The sequence below is a fragment of the Aquabacterium sp. genome, from assembly GCF_050725395.1.
Taxonomy (GTDB): domain Bacteria; phylum Pseudomonadota; class Gammaproteobacteria; order Burkholderiales; family Burkholderiaceae_C; genus Aquabacterium.
In genome coordinates this window covers 1-13668 of sequence record NZ_JBOHHL010000058.1, presented here as the reverse complement: position 1 = coordinate 13668, position 13668 = coordinate 1, and the positions used below count along the sequence as shown (strand labels likewise).

12 protein-coding genes are annotated in these 13668 nt (G+C 66.5%); 6 read left to right on the top strand and 6 right to left on the bottom strand.

Going from position 1 to position 13668, the window contains the following annotated elements; genetic code table 11:
* The coding region (locus tag ACREB4_RS20245) for an FtsX-like permease family protein (protein ID WP_431590053.1) at window positions 1-705 on the top strand (705 nt) is incomplete at its 5' end.
* 21 nt (window positions 706-726) lie between these two features.
* On the top strand, window positions 727-2097 hold the full coding sequence (locus ACREB4_RS20240; RefSeq protein WP_431590052.1) for an efflux transporter outer membrane subunit: 1371 nt from the start codon (window positions 727-729) through the stop codon (window positions 2095-2097).
* A gap of 18 nt (window positions 2098-2115) precedes the next feature.
* Here ACREB4_RS20240 and ACREB4_RS20235 read toward each other — a convergent pair whose 3' ends face one another.
* Window positions 2116-2907, bottom strand: coding sequence for a glycosyltransferase (locus tag ACREB4_RS20235; RefSeq protein ID WP_431590051.1), 792 nt, complete (start codon window positions 2905-2907; stop codon window positions 2116-2118).
* Between the two features lie 119 nt (window positions 2908-3026).
* Between ACREB4_RS20235 and ACREB4_RS20230 the strand changes: the two genes are divergently transcribed.
* The 3 genes from ACREB4_RS20230 to ACREB4_RS20220 are packed head-to-tail and all read left to right on the top strand — an operon-like array spanning window position 3027 to window position 5403.
* Window positions 3027-4004, top strand: a complete 978-nt coding sequence (locus tag ACREB4_RS20230) for a cation diffusion facilitator family transporter (RefSeq protein WP_431590050.1) — start codon at window positions 3027-3029, stop codon at window positions 4002-4004.
* A 6-nt stretch (window positions 4005-4010) separates the two neighbouring features.
* Window positions 4011-4712, top strand: a complete 702-nt coding sequence (locus tag ACREB4_RS20225; protein ID WP_431590049.1) for a VIT1/CCC1 transporter family protein — start codon at window positions 4011-4013, stop codon at window positions 4710-4712.
* 4 nt (window positions 4713-4716) lie between these two features.
* Window positions 4717-5403: a glutathione S-transferase family protein gene (locus tag ACREB4_RS20220; protein WP_431590048.1), complete on the top strand. Its 687-nt coding sequence runs from the start codon at window positions 4717-4719 to the stop codon at window positions 5401-5403.
* Window positions 5404-5413: 10 nt separating this feature from the next.
* On the opposite strand, the gene ACREB4_RS20215 is transcribed toward ACREB4_RS20220, so the two are convergent.
* The 3 genes from ACREB4_RS20215 to ACREB4_RS20205 form a co-directional block, all read right to left on the bottom strand.
* Complete coding sequence (locus ACREB4_RS20215; protein ID WP_431590047.1) at window positions 5414-7261, bottom strand: M24 family metallopeptidase; 1848 nt, start codon at window positions 7259-7261, stop codon at window positions 5414-5416.
* Between the two features lie 24 nt (window positions 7262-7285).
* Window positions 7286-8728, bottom strand: coding sequence for an NAD(P)/FAD-dependent oxidoreductase (locus ACREB4_RS20210; protein WP_431590046.1), 1443 nt, complete (start codon window positions 8726-8728; stop codon window positions 7286-7288).
* A 130-nt stretch (window positions 8729-8858) separates the two neighbouring features.
* A complete protein-coding gene (locus ACREB4_RS20205; RefSeq protein WP_431590045.1) occupies window positions 8859-10010 on the bottom strand; it encodes a diguanylate cyclase domain-containing protein in 1152 nt (383 codons plus the stop codon).
* A gap of 135 nt (window positions 10011-10145) precedes the next feature.
* Between ACREB4_RS20205 and ACREB4_RS20200 the strand changes: the two genes are divergently transcribed.
* Complete coding sequence (locus tag ACREB4_RS20200) at window positions 10146-11744, top strand: serine/threonine protein kinase (RefSeq protein WP_431590044.1); 1599 nt, start codon at window positions 10146-10148, stop codon at window positions 11742-11744.
* Between the two features lie 22 nt (window positions 11745-11766).
* Here the strand turns inward: ACREB4_RS20200 and ACREB4_RS20195 are convergent, their stop codons facing one another.
* A complete protein-coding gene (locus ACREB4_RS20195) occupies window positions 11767-12297 on the bottom strand; it encodes a 3'-5' exonuclease (protein WP_431590043.1) in 531 nt (176 codons plus the stop codon).
* A 48-nt stretch (window positions 12298-12345) separates the two neighbouring features.
* Entirely contained in the window at window positions 12346-13566 is a 1221-nt protein-coding gene (locus ACREB4_RS20190) for a GNAT family N-acetyltransferase (protein ID WP_431590042.1), read from the bottom strand.
* Window positions 13567-13668: the final 102 nt, after the last annotated feature.

The window sequence follows — 13668 nt, the reverse complement described above, 5'->3', positions numbered from 1 at the left end:
GTGCATGAAGACCCGATCGGGCAAGTGATTTTCCTGGGCAATGTGCCGGTGCGCGTGGTGGGCGTGACCGCCCCGCAGGAAAGCGCTTTCATGGCCAGCGACAGCCTGAACGTGTGGGTGCCCTACACGACGGCCTTGCGGCGTTTGCTGGGGCAGTCCAACCTGCGGAACATCACGGTGCGCGTCAGCGACACGGTGTCGTCGGCGGCCGCTGAGCAAGGCATCGTCAAGCTGATCAAGCAGCGCCATGGCAGCGAAGACTTTTTCGTGCGCAACAGCGACAGCATCCGTCAGACCATCGAGACCACCACGGCCACGCTGACCTTGTTGATCTCGTCGATCGCGGTGATCTCCTTGATCGTGGGCGGCATCGGCGTGATGAACATCATGCTGGTGTCGGTGACCGAGCGCACACAAGAGATCGGTGTGCGCATGGCCGTGGGCGCGCGCCAGAGCGACATCCTGCGGCAGTTTTTGATCGAGGCCATTCTGGTGTGCCTGATTGGTGGCCTGTTGGGCATCGGCCTTGCTCTGGCCATCGGCGTCATCTTCGACGCGGTGGGCGGCGGCAACTTCAAACTGGTGTACTCCATGTCCACCATCTTGCTGGCGTTCGGCGTGTCCTCGCTGATCGGGGTGCTGTTCGGCTTTTTGCCGGCGCGCAACGCCGCCAGGTTGGACCCGGTGGACGCCCTGTCGCGTTGAAGGTGGGAATGAATGGAAACCATGCAGATGACTGACCTGACCCGGCGCGCCGTCATGCTGGCGGTGGCCGCCTTCCTGGCCGCTTGCGCCAGCCCCAGTGCCTACCGCACGCCCGAGGTGGCCGTGCCCATGCAATGGCAGCAATCGGCGCCAGCGCCGAGTGCGACGGCGGCGGTGGCAGACCGCTGGTGGGAACGCTTCGGCGACCCACAGCTGACGCAACTGGTGGACGAGGCCCTCCGGCGCAACACCAACCTTGCCGTGGCCGCCATCAAGGTGCGGCGCGCGCAGTTGCAGGCTGGCCTGGCCGCCAGTGCTCGACTGCCTTCGGTGAGCCTGGGGGCCAACACCTCGGCGAGCCGTTTGCTGGACAACGGGCCCACCACGCGCAGCAACAGCCTGACGGCGGGTGTGAGCTGGGAAGCCGACCTGTGGGGCCGCCTGGCCGCCCAGCGCAACGCCGCGGAATGGGAGGCTCAAGCCACCGAGGAAGACCGCGCGGCCGCGGCCTTGTCGCTGGTGGGCACCACGGCCTCCTTGTACTGGCAGGTGGCCTACCTCAACCAGCGCATCGAATCCGGTCAACAAAGCATCGACTACGCGCGCAAAACGCTGGCGCTGGTCAAAGTGCAGCACGCGGCGGGCAGCGTGACCGGCCTCGAAGAGGCGCAGGCCCAGCAGACCCTGGCGAGCCAGGAAGCCAGTCAGTCGCAACTGGTGCAGCAGCGTGTGGAGGCGCGCAATGCCTTGGCCATCTTGTTCGATGGTCCGCCTGCCCAGTCCCCGGCCGAAGCACAACGCCTGCCCGAGACGGCCTTGCCGGCGGTCGAGCCCGATTTGCCGGCCTCCTTGTTGACACGCCGCCCCGACCTGCGCGCCGCAGAGTTGCGCCTGCGCAGCAGCCTGGCCACGGTCGATGCCACGCGCACGAGCTACTACCCCACCTTGAGCCTCACGGGCAGTCTGGGCGGCACCAGCAATGTGCTGTCCAATGTGCTGAGCAACCCGGTGGCCACCCTGGGTGCGGGGCTGGCCTTGCCCTTCATCCAGTGGCGCGACATGCAGCGCAACGTGGCCATCTCGCAGGCCGACCACGAGCAAGCCGTGCTGGGCTTCCGTCAGAGCTGGTACCAATCCCTGGCCGATGTCGAAAATGCGCTGTCGGCCCGCACGCAGTACGAGGTGCAGGCGCAGCAACTAAAGGTGTCCCTCGCAGCGGCCTTGCAGTCCGAGCGTTTGAGCGAGCTTCAGTACCGGGCCGGTGCCGTGCCTTTGAAAACCTGGCTCGATGCACAGGAGACCCGCCGCGTGGCGACCAACGCCCTGGCGCAAAACCGCGTGAACCGCTTGAACAGCCTGGTGACGCTGTACCAGGCCCTGGGCGGAGGCTGAGGCGCGGACCTCAGGCCATCAGCGCTTGACATCGTAGAAAAAATGATCGGCCGCGGCGCGGTCCTGGCCGGCGAAGATGCGCCGCACCAACCCCGGGTTCCTGAACAGGTACCAATCGCCAAACATGTCGAACTTGCGGCATGAGGTGGTGATGCCATCGCGCCAGAGGGTGCCGTAGCGCTGGCCGCGCTGGCGCCCCAGGCTGCGCAGGCGCAAGGCGAAGTCCACGTCTTCCACGCTGACCAGTTGTTCATCGAACCCATTCAGCGCCTCGAAAGCGTCGCGCCTGAACCAGAACATGCCGTAAGACAGCCGATGCCGGATCACGTACGGCACCACCGACAGCACGCTGAAGAAGATGCCGGGCGACATGCGTTCAGGCTTGATCATCGCGCCACCGCCCACATAGCGGTCGTCTCCCACCATCCGCAGGATGGCCGCAACGGTGTCCTCGGACATCCAGCTGTCGGCGTCCAGGGTGGCGATGGCCGGCGCGCTGCTGGCGCGGATGGCCGCGTTGCGAACCGCGGAGATGCACTTCTTGTCCTCGACCACGCAGCGTGCGCCCAGCGACTCGGCGATGGACTGGGTCTGGTCGGTGCAGCGGTTCAAGGCCACCACCACCTCCACGGGGTGCCCGGCCTTTTGCGCCGACCTGAAGACGCTTTCGATGCCCTTGCCGATGAAGCGTGCTTCGTTGTGCGCGGGAATGGTGACGGACAGTGCGGGCTGAAGCAGCGTGTCGAAGTGCTCGCCTTCCAAGGGCGGCGTGGCGTTCGCGAACAGATTCTGGACAAGCGGCTTGGGCATCGGGCGAGCATACGTGAGGCCAGAGATCCCCGTCAATTTTGCGTGACACTGGCGGCCGGACTCGCGGGCCTGGACCGGCCTGTGAGACCATCCTCGCCGAGCCACCAGGAGTTCCCGACATGAGCGCCGGACACAACCACGACCACGCCCACCCTCATCACCACCACGATCATGCCCACGATCACCATGGGCATTCGCACGGCCATGGCCACGCGGGACATGGCCACGTGCACGCGCCGGCCAATTTCAACCAGGCCTTCGCCATTGGCATCGTGCTGAACACGGTCTTCGTGGCCATCGAAGCCTTCTATGGCTGGAAGATCAACTCCCTGGCCCTGCTGGCCGATGCGGGCCACAACCTGAGCGACGTCGCCGGCCTGCTGCTGGCCTGGGTTGGCGTGTTGGCGGGCAAGGTCCGGCCCAGCATGCGCAACACCTATGGCTTCAAGCGCGCCACCATCCTGGCCGCGTTCGCCAATGCTTTCATCCTGCTCGTCGCCATGGGCTCCCTGGCCTGGGAAGCGTTGGGGCGCTTCAACTCGCCCGTGCCCACGCAGGGCGTGACCATCATGGTCGTGGCCGCCATCGGCATCGTGGTCAACACGGCCACGGCCTTGTTGTTCATGCGGGGCAGCAAGGACGACCTCAACATCCGGGGGGCTTTCCTGCACATGGCGGCCGATGCGCTGGTCTCGCTGGGCGTGGTCATCGCTGGCGCCTTGACCTTGAAGTTCGGCTGGGCCTGGCTGGATCCTGCGGTGAGCCTGGCGATCGCCCTGGTCATCGTGGTCGGCACCTGGGGCTTGTTCCGCCAGTCGTTGCACCTGCTGTTCGATGGCGTGCCCGAGCAGATCGACCTGCCGGCCGTCAAGGCCTACCTTGAGACCTTGCCCGGCGTGGACCGCGTGCACGACCTGCACGTGTGGGCCATGGGCACCTCCGAGATCGCGCTGACCGCCCACCTGGTCATGCCCGAGCGGCAGGCCGACGATGCATTCTTGAAGGACGTCACCGAGCACCTCCACGACCAGTTCAAGATCGAGCACGTCACCGTGCAGGTGGTCAGGGCGCCATTCAGCCAGCTCTGCCAGGGTTGACCAAACATGGCCCGCACCACCCACCCCGAACTGCACCGAACCGACCGCATTGGCTGGCTGCGCGCCGCCGTGCTGGGTGCCAACGACGGCATCGTGTCCACCGCCAGCTTGATGCTGGGTGTGGCGGCGGCCAGCACCGGTCAGCATGAGTTGCTGGTCGCGGGGTCGGCCGCGCTGGTTGCGGGCGCCATGTCGATGGCGGCGGGCGAATACGTGTCAGTCGCTTCGCAAGCCGACACCGAGACGGCCGATCTGGCGCGGGAGCGTGCCGAACTCCACGCCCAGCCCGAGGCTGAGCATTTGGAGCTGGCCTCGATCTACGTGGCCCGTGGATTGAGCCCGAGCCTGGCCCGCGAAGTCGCCTCCCAGCTGATGGCCCATGATGCCCTGGGCGCACACGCGCGTGACGAGTTGGGCCTGTCCAGCACCCTGGTCTCGCAACCCGTGCAGGCGGCGCTGACCTCGGCGGCCACGTTCTCGGCCGGCGCGGCCTTGCCATTGATCACCGCCTGCCTGGTGCCACCCGCTTACCTGGCCTGGATGGTGTCTGGCGTTTCCCTGGTGTGCCTCACGGGCCTGGGTGCACTGGCCGCCCATGCAGGCGGGGCGCGTGTGTTCAAGGCGTCGGCGCGCGTGGCGTTCTGGGGCGTGCTGGCCATGGGCCTGACCACGGGCCTGGGCAAGCTGTTTGGCGCCGTTTATGCTTGAGCTCATGATCACCGTACACCACCTGGAAACCTCCCGTTCGCAGCGCGTGCTGTGGTTGCTCGAAGAGCTTGGCGTGCCTTACGACATCAAGTTCTACAAGCGCAATCCCGTCACGCGGCTTGCGCCCCCCGAACTCAAGGCCGTGCACCCGCTGGGCAAGTCCCCCGTCATCGTCGACGATGGTCAGACGGTGGCCGAGTCCGCCGTGATCATCGAACACCTGGCCGACCGATATGGCGCCCAGGCCCAGGGCGACCTGGCCCACCTGCAACCCGCCAAGGGCACGCCTGAATACGCCGAGTCGCGCTTCTGGATGCACTACGCCGAGGGCTCGCTCATGCCCTGGTTGGTGATGAAGCTGGTGTTCCTGGCCATCCCCAACCAGCCCATGCCTTTCTTCGTGAAGCCCATCGCGCGCAAGATGTGCGAGCAGGTGCGCGGCAAGCTGGTCGACCCCAACCTGAGCGCGGCCTTCACCTTCATGGAAAAGCACCTGGCCACGCACACCTGGTTCGCCGGTGATGACCTCACGGTGGCCGACTTCCAGATGAGCTTCGCGGTCGAGGCCGCGATGTCGCGTGGGGCCGATGCGGCCAAATACCCCCAACTGGCCGCCTACAAGGCCCGCATGGTGGCGCGTCCCGCCTACCAGCGCGCGCTGGCCAAGGGTGGCCCGGTCGTGATGGGCTGACGCTCCGAACTCAAATCGGCCGGGTGCGTTTTTCCAGCCACGCCAGCGCTTCGCCGCTGACCAGCGGTGTGAGCCGCTTCAAAACTTCGGCATGGTAGCCATTGAGCCAGTCGATTTCATCGGCGCGCAGCAGTGACAAGTCGATGCAGCGGGTGTCGATGGGGCACAGGCTCAGGGTCTCGAAGGCCAGGTATTCGCCATGTTCCGGATCGCCGGGCGAGGTGTTGGCCACACTGGGCACCACCGGCACGTTCAACACCAGGTTCTCGATGCGGATGCCCCATTGGCGGGGACGGTACAGGCCAGGCTCGATGGAGGTGATCATGCCGGGCTGCATGGCCATGGTCGCATCGGGCACGGCTTTCGAAATCGACTGAGGCCCCTCGTGCACATTCATGAAATAGCCCACGCCGTGCCCCGTGCCGTGGCCGAAATCGATGCCCTCGGCCCACAGCGGCGCGCGCGCGATCGCGTCCAGCATGGGCGACAGGGTGCCGCGTGGGTAGCGCGCGCGCGACAAGGCCAAGGTGCCTTTCAGCACCAGGGTGAAGTCGCGCTGCTGGGCCTTGGTCGGCGTGCCGATGGCCCACACGCGCGTGATGTCGGTGGTGCCGCCCAGGTACTGCGCGCCCGAGTCGATCAGCAATAAACCTGGCGCGCTCAAGCCTTGCGGCGTGCTCAGCACCGCGAAGCTGTCGGGCGTGGCGCGGTAATGGGGCAGGGCGCCGTTGGCGTTGAAGCCGGCGATGGTGGGAAAGCTCAATGACACGAAGCCGGGCTGCTTGACGCGCTCGGCGGTCAGGCGTTCGTCCACCGTCAACTCGCTGATGTGCTCTTGGCCCAGCGCGTTTTCAAACCAGGCGTAGAAGGCGCACATGGCCGCGCCATCGCGTTCCATCGCTTCGCGCACGAAGGCGGTTTCGGCGTCGGTCTTGCGCGATTTGGCCAGCGTCGTCGGGTTGATGGCCTCGATCACGGCCACGCCGGGCGGCACGGCTTCCCGCAGGCCCCAGGTGATGCGCTTGGGGTCGATCAAGAGGCGGGCGTCAGGCGGCAATTGGCGCAGCGCGGACAAGGCCTGCTCATAGGGCTGGCATTGCACGCCGTCTTGCGCCAGGCGGGCCTGGATGTCGGCCGGGACCTTGCCGGGCGCGACGAACAAGGTGGCGCTGTCCAGCGAGATCAAGGCGTGGCCGATGAAGACCGGGTTGTAGTCGACATCGGCGCCGCGCAGGTTCAGCACCCAGGCCAGGTCGTCCAGGGTGGCGATCCAGTGGTGGGTGGCGCCCCGTGCTTTCAAAGCCTGGCGCAGCGCGGCCAGTTTGTCGGCGCGCGGTGTCGAGGCATGCGGCAAGGTGTGTTCGAACACCGGCACCATGGGCGGGGCGGGGCGGTCAGGCCAGATGGCGTCCACCGGGTCTTGCGCGGTGTTCAAGGTCCAGTGCTCGGCCGCCAGGGCATCGCTCAGGGATTGCGTCATGGCCAGGCCCAGCACGGCGCCGTCCACGGCCAGCACGGCCTGGCTTTCCGGCACATTCAGGGCCTTGAGCCAGCCAACGTAGGCGGGCACGGCCGCGCCTTCCAGCTTGAACAAGGCGATGCCGCTGCCGGCCAGTTCGGCCTCGGCCTGCTCCCAGTAGCGGCTGTCGGTGAACAGCGCGGCTTGCTGGTGGGCCACGATGAGCGTGCCGGCCGAGCCATTGAAACCGCTCAGCCAGGCCCGGGTCTGCCAGCGGTCCGGCAAATACTCGGACAAGTGCGGATCGCTGCTGGGCACCAGGCAGGCTTGCCAGCCTTGCTGGCGCAGGTGCTGGCGCAGGGCCGAAAGGCGCTGGGGAATGGTCGAGGGGGAAGTCATGGCCCTATGTTGCCATGATCTGGATCAGACCTTGGGCGGTGGGGCCGGAGGATCGATGTGCACGACCACGGCATTGGGCTCCAGCGCGTGAGGGTCCGGGAAGACGCGGGCGTGTCGCTGCGAGGTGAAGTAAGCCCAGGCCCAGTCCATGAAGACCACGGTGCGGTTGCGGAAGCCGATCAGGAAGTAGATGTGCACGAACAGCCAGAACAGCCAGGCCGAAAAGCCGCTGAACTGCACCTTGATCTTGGTGAAGGGCACGTCGACCACGGCGATGGCGGCGCGCTTGCCAATGGTGGCCAGCGCACCGTAGTCCAGGTAGCGGAAAGCCTTGGCCTCCTGCGCCCGCAGCACGCGGATGATGTTGCGCGCGGCCTTGCGGCCCATCTGCTTGGCACCGGGGCTGACGCCGGGCACCACGGTCGGGTTCTTGGGATCGAGGTAGCTCTTGGCGCTGGCCAGGTCGCCCACCACGTAGATGTTGGGGTGGCCGGGCACGCTCAGGTCGGGCTCGACGATGACGCGGCCGGCACGGTCCAGCGCGCAGCCGGTGCTCTTGGCCAGCGAGCGGCCCAGCGGCGAGGCGGCCACGCCTGCGGCCCACACCACGGTGCGTGTCGGCAAAAACTGCGACACCGTCTTGCTGACGCCATCGGCCGTGGTGTCGGTGGTGTCGTAGTGGATGCCGAAGGCGTTGATGTCGGTCACCTTGGCGCCCAGCAGCACTTCGGCGCCCAGGCCTTGCAACTGCTCTTTGGCGCGTTGCGACAGGTGCTCGGGGAAGGTGCCCAGCACGCGCGGGGCGCCTTCCAGCAGGATGATGCGCGCGCGCCGCGAATCGATGCGGCGGAATTCGGAGCGCAGGGTGTGTTGTGCGATCTCGGCCAGGGTGCCGGCCATTTCGACGCCGGTGGGGCCCGCGCCCACGATGGCGAAGGTGAGCCAGGGTTCGCGCTTGTCCAGGTCCATCTCGCGCTCGGCCTGCTCGAAGGCGGTCAGCACGCGGCGGCGGATGGTGAAGGCGTCGCCCAAGGTCTTCAGGCCGGGGGCGTACTTGGCCCAGTCGTCGCGCCCGAAATAGCTGTGCGTGGCGCCCGAGGCCAGGATCAGGTGGTCGTACAGCACGTGCTCGCCGCCGTCCAGCACGATGCAGTTCGTGGCGGAATCGATGGACATGACCTCGCCCATGAGCACGGTCAGGTTGCCGTGGGCGATTTCCTTGCGCAGGATGTGCCGGATCGGGCCGGCGATGGCCGGTGCCGGCAGGCCCGCGGTCGCCACCTGGTAGAGCAGGGGCTGGAAGAGGTGGTGGTTGGTCCGGTCGATGACGATGATCTCGACCGCCGCCTTGGACAGCACACGGGCCGCTTCCAGTCCGCCAAAACCGCAACCTACGATGACGACGCGCGGAACGGCGGGGGCCTTGGTGGCGTCAGGACGGGGTGTTGCGGCGTTGGGTGGGTTCATGCAGGGGTGGCGTTGAAAGGGGGCGGTCGGTCAAGATCAGTGTTTATACCAGTCCCGCATAAGGCGTTGTGGCGCTGCACAGCCATGGTGCATCCCTCGATCACGGGGACCGGCTCGCTGTTTCTTCCCCTCAGTTCGCCCGCTCCACCCTGCTTGCCGAGGGCTGCGCGTTCAAGAAGAAGCGCGCCTTGCCTGCCCGTTTGGCCTCGTACATGGTTTCATCGGCTCGGCGGCACAGGGACTCGGCGTTGTCCCCGACCTGGAACAGCGTGCCCCCGAGGCTGGGCGTGACCACGATGCTTTGCCCGGCCAATGGGTGGGGCAGGCTCAGCCGCTCCAGGATGCGGTGGCCGATGCGCTGGACTTCTTCCGGGTGGCCCGCACCTTCCAGGATCACGGTGAATTCGTCACCGGACAGGCGGCACACGCAATCGGTCAAGCGCACGCAAGCGTCCAGGCGCCGGCTCACCTCGATCAGCAACTCATCGCCCACCGCGTGCCCATGCGCGTCGTTCACCCGCTTGAACCCGTCCAGGTCGACGTAGAGCACGGCCAGGGTCTGGGGCTGGCGCCGCGCGCGGGACATGGCTTGCTGCAAGCGTTCGCCAAAGGCGCGGCGGTTGGGCAGACCGGTCAGGCTGTCGTGCCGGGCCTGTTCCGCCAGCACGCGTTGTTGCTGCTTGATCGCGGTGATGTCGTTGAAGGTCCGGATGTGCTGGGTGATCTGGCCAGCTTGGTTGCGCAAGGCGCTGACGGTCAGGCAGGTGTCGATCTGCTGTCCGTCGGCGCGCACCTGCACGCTTTCGCCGGACCAGCGCAGCCCCGACGCCAGCGCCGCACGCACGCCCTCCAGGTGCGAGTCGCGCAGGGGCGGCATGCCCAGCAGCTCGGCGCTGTGGCCGATGACTTCGGAGGGACTCAGGCCGGTCATCGCCAGGAAGGCGGGGTTGGCCAGCACGACACGGTCCAGCCCATCGCTCACGATGAAGGCGTCTCCGCAAGCCTGCAGCACCTGAGAGGACAAGGCCTGCGGTTCTGGTGGCGCCGCCACGGGCGAGCCCTCCGAGGCCGGAAACCACCGCCTTCGCTGCATTCGCCAGCACTGCAGCCCCAGCAGGCTCAACAGCAACAGCGATCCTGCCTGGAAAGCAGGGCTGGACGAGGACGACAGTTCATACCCGACACCCACCGACGCCAGCATGGGCAAAGCCAAGACCCCGGCGGATGGATGACGGAACAAATTGGGCGTCCCCACGATCATCGATGTAAGGAATGAAGTCATGGACACCCCGGCTGCAACAAATAGCACACGGATTTTCGGACTGTTGCACCGCGGCTTAAGCCTTGATAATGGCCTTGGATGCCCGCCAAACATGTGGGGTAAGCTGCGCGGTTCGATTGGAGATGCCCATTTGCCATGCCCCCTGTAGCTGAGCACGACGCCCTGCCCACCGGCACCCGCCTAGGCGAATTCGAGATCGAACGCGTGCTGGGCGTGGGCGGGTTCGGCATCGTCTACCTGGCGTTCGACCACGCGCTGGAGCGACAGATTGCCATCAAGGAATACATGCCGGCGGCCCTGGCGGCCCGTGGTGATGGCCTGGGCGTGAGCCTGCGCGCGGCCAGCCATGCCGAGACTTTTGCCCTGGGGCTGCGCTCCTTCATCAACGAGGCACGCCTGCTGGCGCGTTTCGACCACCCGGCGCTGGTCAAGGTCTACCGCTTCTGGGAAGAGCACGGCACCGCCTACATGGTGATGCCTTACTACCGTGGCCAGACCGTGCAGAACGCCCGCCGCGAGATGACGGAGCCGCCGGACGAGACCTGGTTGCGCCAGGTCATCGAGCCGGTGCTGGGCGCGTTGGACTGCCTGCACCGCGAACAGGTCTTCCACCGCGACATCGCCCCCGACAACATCCTGCTGCTGGACGACGTGGAAGAGGGCGAGGGCCCGCGACCGGTGCTGCTGGACCTGGGCGCGGCCCGCCATGTGATCGGCGACCACACCCAATCGTTGACGGCCATCCTCAAACCCAGTTTCGCCCCCATCGAGCAATACGCCGAGACCGTGCAACTGCGTCAGGGGGCCTGGACCGACCTCTACGCCCTGGCCGCCGTCGTGCACTTTTGCATCACCGGGCGCCCGCCCACGCCGGCCAGCGCACGCGCCGTGCACGACGACCTGCCCGGCCTCAGCCAGATGAGCGATGGCCTGGCCAGCGGCTTCGGCCGCCACTACAGCAGCAGCTTCGTCAACGCCATCGACCATGCCCTGGCCGTGCGACCGCAAGACCGGCCGGATTCGATCCTGGCCTGGCGTCAGGAGCTCTCGGGCATCGTCAACGTGGACGCATCGGGCCTGACCCAGGGTGATGGCTGGGTGCCCCAGACGGTGTTGGTCAGGCCCGCCAACGGGCACAAGCCCGCCGGCCACGATGCCATCGAAGCCCGGGCCTACCTGACCACGATCCCGGCGGCGGGCACCTTGCGGTCCAAACCCAAGTGGCCGGTCAGCGTTGCCAAACGCAAGAAGACCGAACCGCCGCGGCCCCAGGCCACGACCGAATCCCTCGTCGCCGACACCGGCTCGACCCAGAACCGGCGCTGGGTCTGGGGCATGGCTTTCGTGGTCGTGGTGGCCGTTTCTGGTCTGTGGGCGCAGCGGCATTCAACGCAGGCCCCGGCCGACGACCTGCCCTTGGCCACTGCGGTGGCCGCGAGCGCGGCGCCGAAGGCCAGCGCCTCGGGCAAGTCAAGGACCTCGCTGCCCATGGCTCAGGCGGATGCGGCCTCCAACACCGAAGAGCCGCGCAACGTCAAGGTGCGCAAGCGTGCCAGCGGTGATGTGGCCGACGCTTCCGAAGCGCTCAATCCCAGGCAAGCCTGTGGGTCCAGGACCTTCATTTCATTGGCGATCTGCATGAAGCGCCATTGTTCGCGACCTGCCTATGCGGGCCACGCCGAATGCCGGCGCATGACCGAACAAGAGCAGCAAAGCCAGCGCGGCTTTCCCTGATCCTTGCTTGCTCTGGCCGGGCTCAGGCCACGGCGGCGGGTTGCTGCTTGAGCGCCTTCAGGGTGGACTGCAGCAGGCGGGCGTCCGAACTGGCACGGTGCCGCTGCAGGATCATGCCCAGCGCCACCTGGCGCTTCAGCTCATGCCAGTTGGCGGCTTCGGTTTCCGACAGCAGGGCGCGCAGGTTGTCCAGCTTGAAGTGCGGCGTCATGTCGGCCGCGTCGAACAGTCGGCTCAACCAGGTGTAGTCATGGGCCCAGGCGTCGGAATACACGACCATGCCTTCCAGCCAGTCGTTCAGGGCGATCGCCACCTCGCGGGCGGGGCGGCCATGCTTGTCCAGGCTGTCGCGCGTGATGTGGTGGACGGCGGCGGCGTTGGGATCCCAATGCTGCCATTCGGGTTCGGGCTTGACCAGGCTGCACCAGGAGCGGCCGTCGGGCATCACGATGCCCACCTCGATCGGATAGCTGCCGAGCCCGAAACCCGAGGCCTCGATGTCGAGGATCGGCGGCGGGTACTCGCTGGTGAAGGTGGGAAGGAAGGACGGCATCTGGACCCTGGTATTTGTGGGGTGTGCAACCCTCAGTTTCTCACCCGTTTAACCGGGCGCGTCCAAGGGTTTGAACGGTTTTCGATCATCCAATTCATCAATGTAGTGCTGAATTTGGTGATCTTCACGGTGTAAAAAATCAGCCACGGCCTGTTTGAAGCCGGGGTGCGCCAGCCAATGCACCGACTGGGTGGGTGTGCCCAGCAGGCCTCGTGCCAGCTTGTGCTCGCCCTGAGCGCCACCTTCGAAACGCCGATACCCTTTGGCGATGCACCAGGCCATGGGTTGGTAATAACAGGCCTCGAAGTGCAGGCAGGACACGGTTTCCAGCGCGCCCCAGTAGCGACCATAGGCCAAACCCAGTTCGGCGTCCACGGCCAGCAGCGCACAGGCCATGCGTTCACCCGCGCGGCTGGCCACGAAGAGCACCCAATCTTGCGGGCGCGACTGGCTGGCCAGTTGCCAGAACGCACGGCTCAGGTAAGGGCGCTGGCCATGCTGCCAGTAGGTTTGCGTGTAGCAGCGGTGGAAAAAATCCCAATCCGCCTCGGTGATCTGATCGCCTTCCAGCACCTCGAACGTCACGCCCGCTTCGCGCACCTTGCGCCGTTCCTGGTGGATCTTCTTGCGCTTGTCGCGGTGCAGGCTGGCCAAAAAATCTTCGTGGTCGAAGTAGGGCTCGCCCTGGCGGTTGTTCCAATGGAACTGCACCCCATGGCGCGTGAGCCAACCTTGGGCCTGGGCGGCCTCGGCCTCCGGCTCAGACACGAACAAGAGGTGGGCCGATGACCAGTCTTGCCGCTCCACCTGCTGACTCATGGCTTGCAGCAAGGTGGTGCGCAAGGCTTGCTGAACGTCGGAGGACGCATCGGGATCGACCAGCAGGCGCGGTCCCGGCACTGGCGAAAATGGCACGGCGCCCAACAGCTTGGGAAAATAGCTCGCGCCAGCGGCTTTGAAGGCGCGGTCGTGCGCATCGGCCCAAGCCCAGTCGAACACGTATTCACCATAGGAGTGCGATTTGGCGAAGGTGGCGCACGCGGCCACCAGTTGCCCGGTGCTGTGGTCGTGCACGGTCAGGAAGAGCGGTTGCCAGCCCGTGTCGGCGCAAGCACTGCCGCTGTCGACCATGGCCGTCAGGAAGCCGTGGCGCATGAATGGCGTGCCGCCGGGCAGGCCCGCCACCAGGCGGTCCCACTGGGTGGCGTCGATGGCAGCGGGGTGTTCGTGCCACTGCGCCCGCAGGTCCCGGGGCCGGGCGGCTACCATGCTGACTTGCGCGCACCTGCCGCGCCATCATGGGTTCTTGTCTTGATCATGAGTTCTGCTGTGTCCCTTGCCTCGCCAGTGTCCGCCACCGCGCCTTTGTCG

What these genes read in the sequence shown, in the direction of transcription:
- ACREB4_RS20230 (WP_431590050.1), top strand. Translation starts at nt 3,027, where the DNA reads ATGAGCGCCGGACACAACCACGACCACGCCCACCCTCATCACCACCAC.
- ACREB4_RS20220 (WP_431590048.1), top strand. Translation starts at nt 4,717, where the DNA reads ATGATCACCGTACACCACCTGGAAACCTCCCGTTCGCAGCGCGTGCTG.
- ACREB4_RS20190 (WP_431590042.1), bottom strand. Translation starts at nt 13,566, where the DNA reads ATGGTAGCCGCCCGGCCCCGGGACCTGCGGGCGCAGTGGCACGAACAC.
- ACREB4_RS20195 (WP_431590043.1), bottom strand. Translation starts at nt 12,297, where the DNA reads ATGCCGTCCTTCCTTCCCACCTTCACCAGCGAGTACCCGCCGCCGATC.
- ACREB4_RS20200 (WP_431590044.1), top strand. Translation starts at nt 10,146, where the DNA reads ATGCCCCCTGTAGCTGAGCACGACGCCCTGCCCACCGGCACCCGCCTA.
- ACREB4_RS20225 (WP_431590049.1), top strand. Translation starts at nt 4,011, where the DNA reads ATGGCCCGCACCACCCACCCCGAACTGCACCGAACCGACCGCATTGGC.
- ACREB4_RS20210 (WP_431590046.1), bottom strand. Translation starts at nt 8,728, where the DNA reads ATGAACCCACCCAACGCCGCAACACCCCGTCCTGACGCCACCAAGGCC.
- ACREB4_RS20240 (WP_431590052.1), top strand. Translation starts at nt 727, where the DNA reads ATGCAGATGACTGACCTGACCCGGCGCGCCGTCATGCTGGCGGTGGCC.
- ACREB4_RS20215 (WP_431590047.1), bottom strand. Translation starts at nt 7,261, where the DNA reads ATGACTTCCCCCTCGACCATTCCCCAGCGCCTTTCGGCCCTGCGCCAG.
- ACREB4_RS20235 (WP_431590051.1), bottom strand. Translation starts at nt 2,907, where the DNA reads ATGCCCAAGCCGCTTGTCCAGAATCTGTTCGCGAACGCCACGCCGCCC.
- ACREB4_RS20205 (WP_431590045.1), bottom strand. Translation starts at nt 10,010, where the DNA reads ATGACTTCATTCCTTACATCGATGATCGTGGGGACGCCCAATTTGTTC.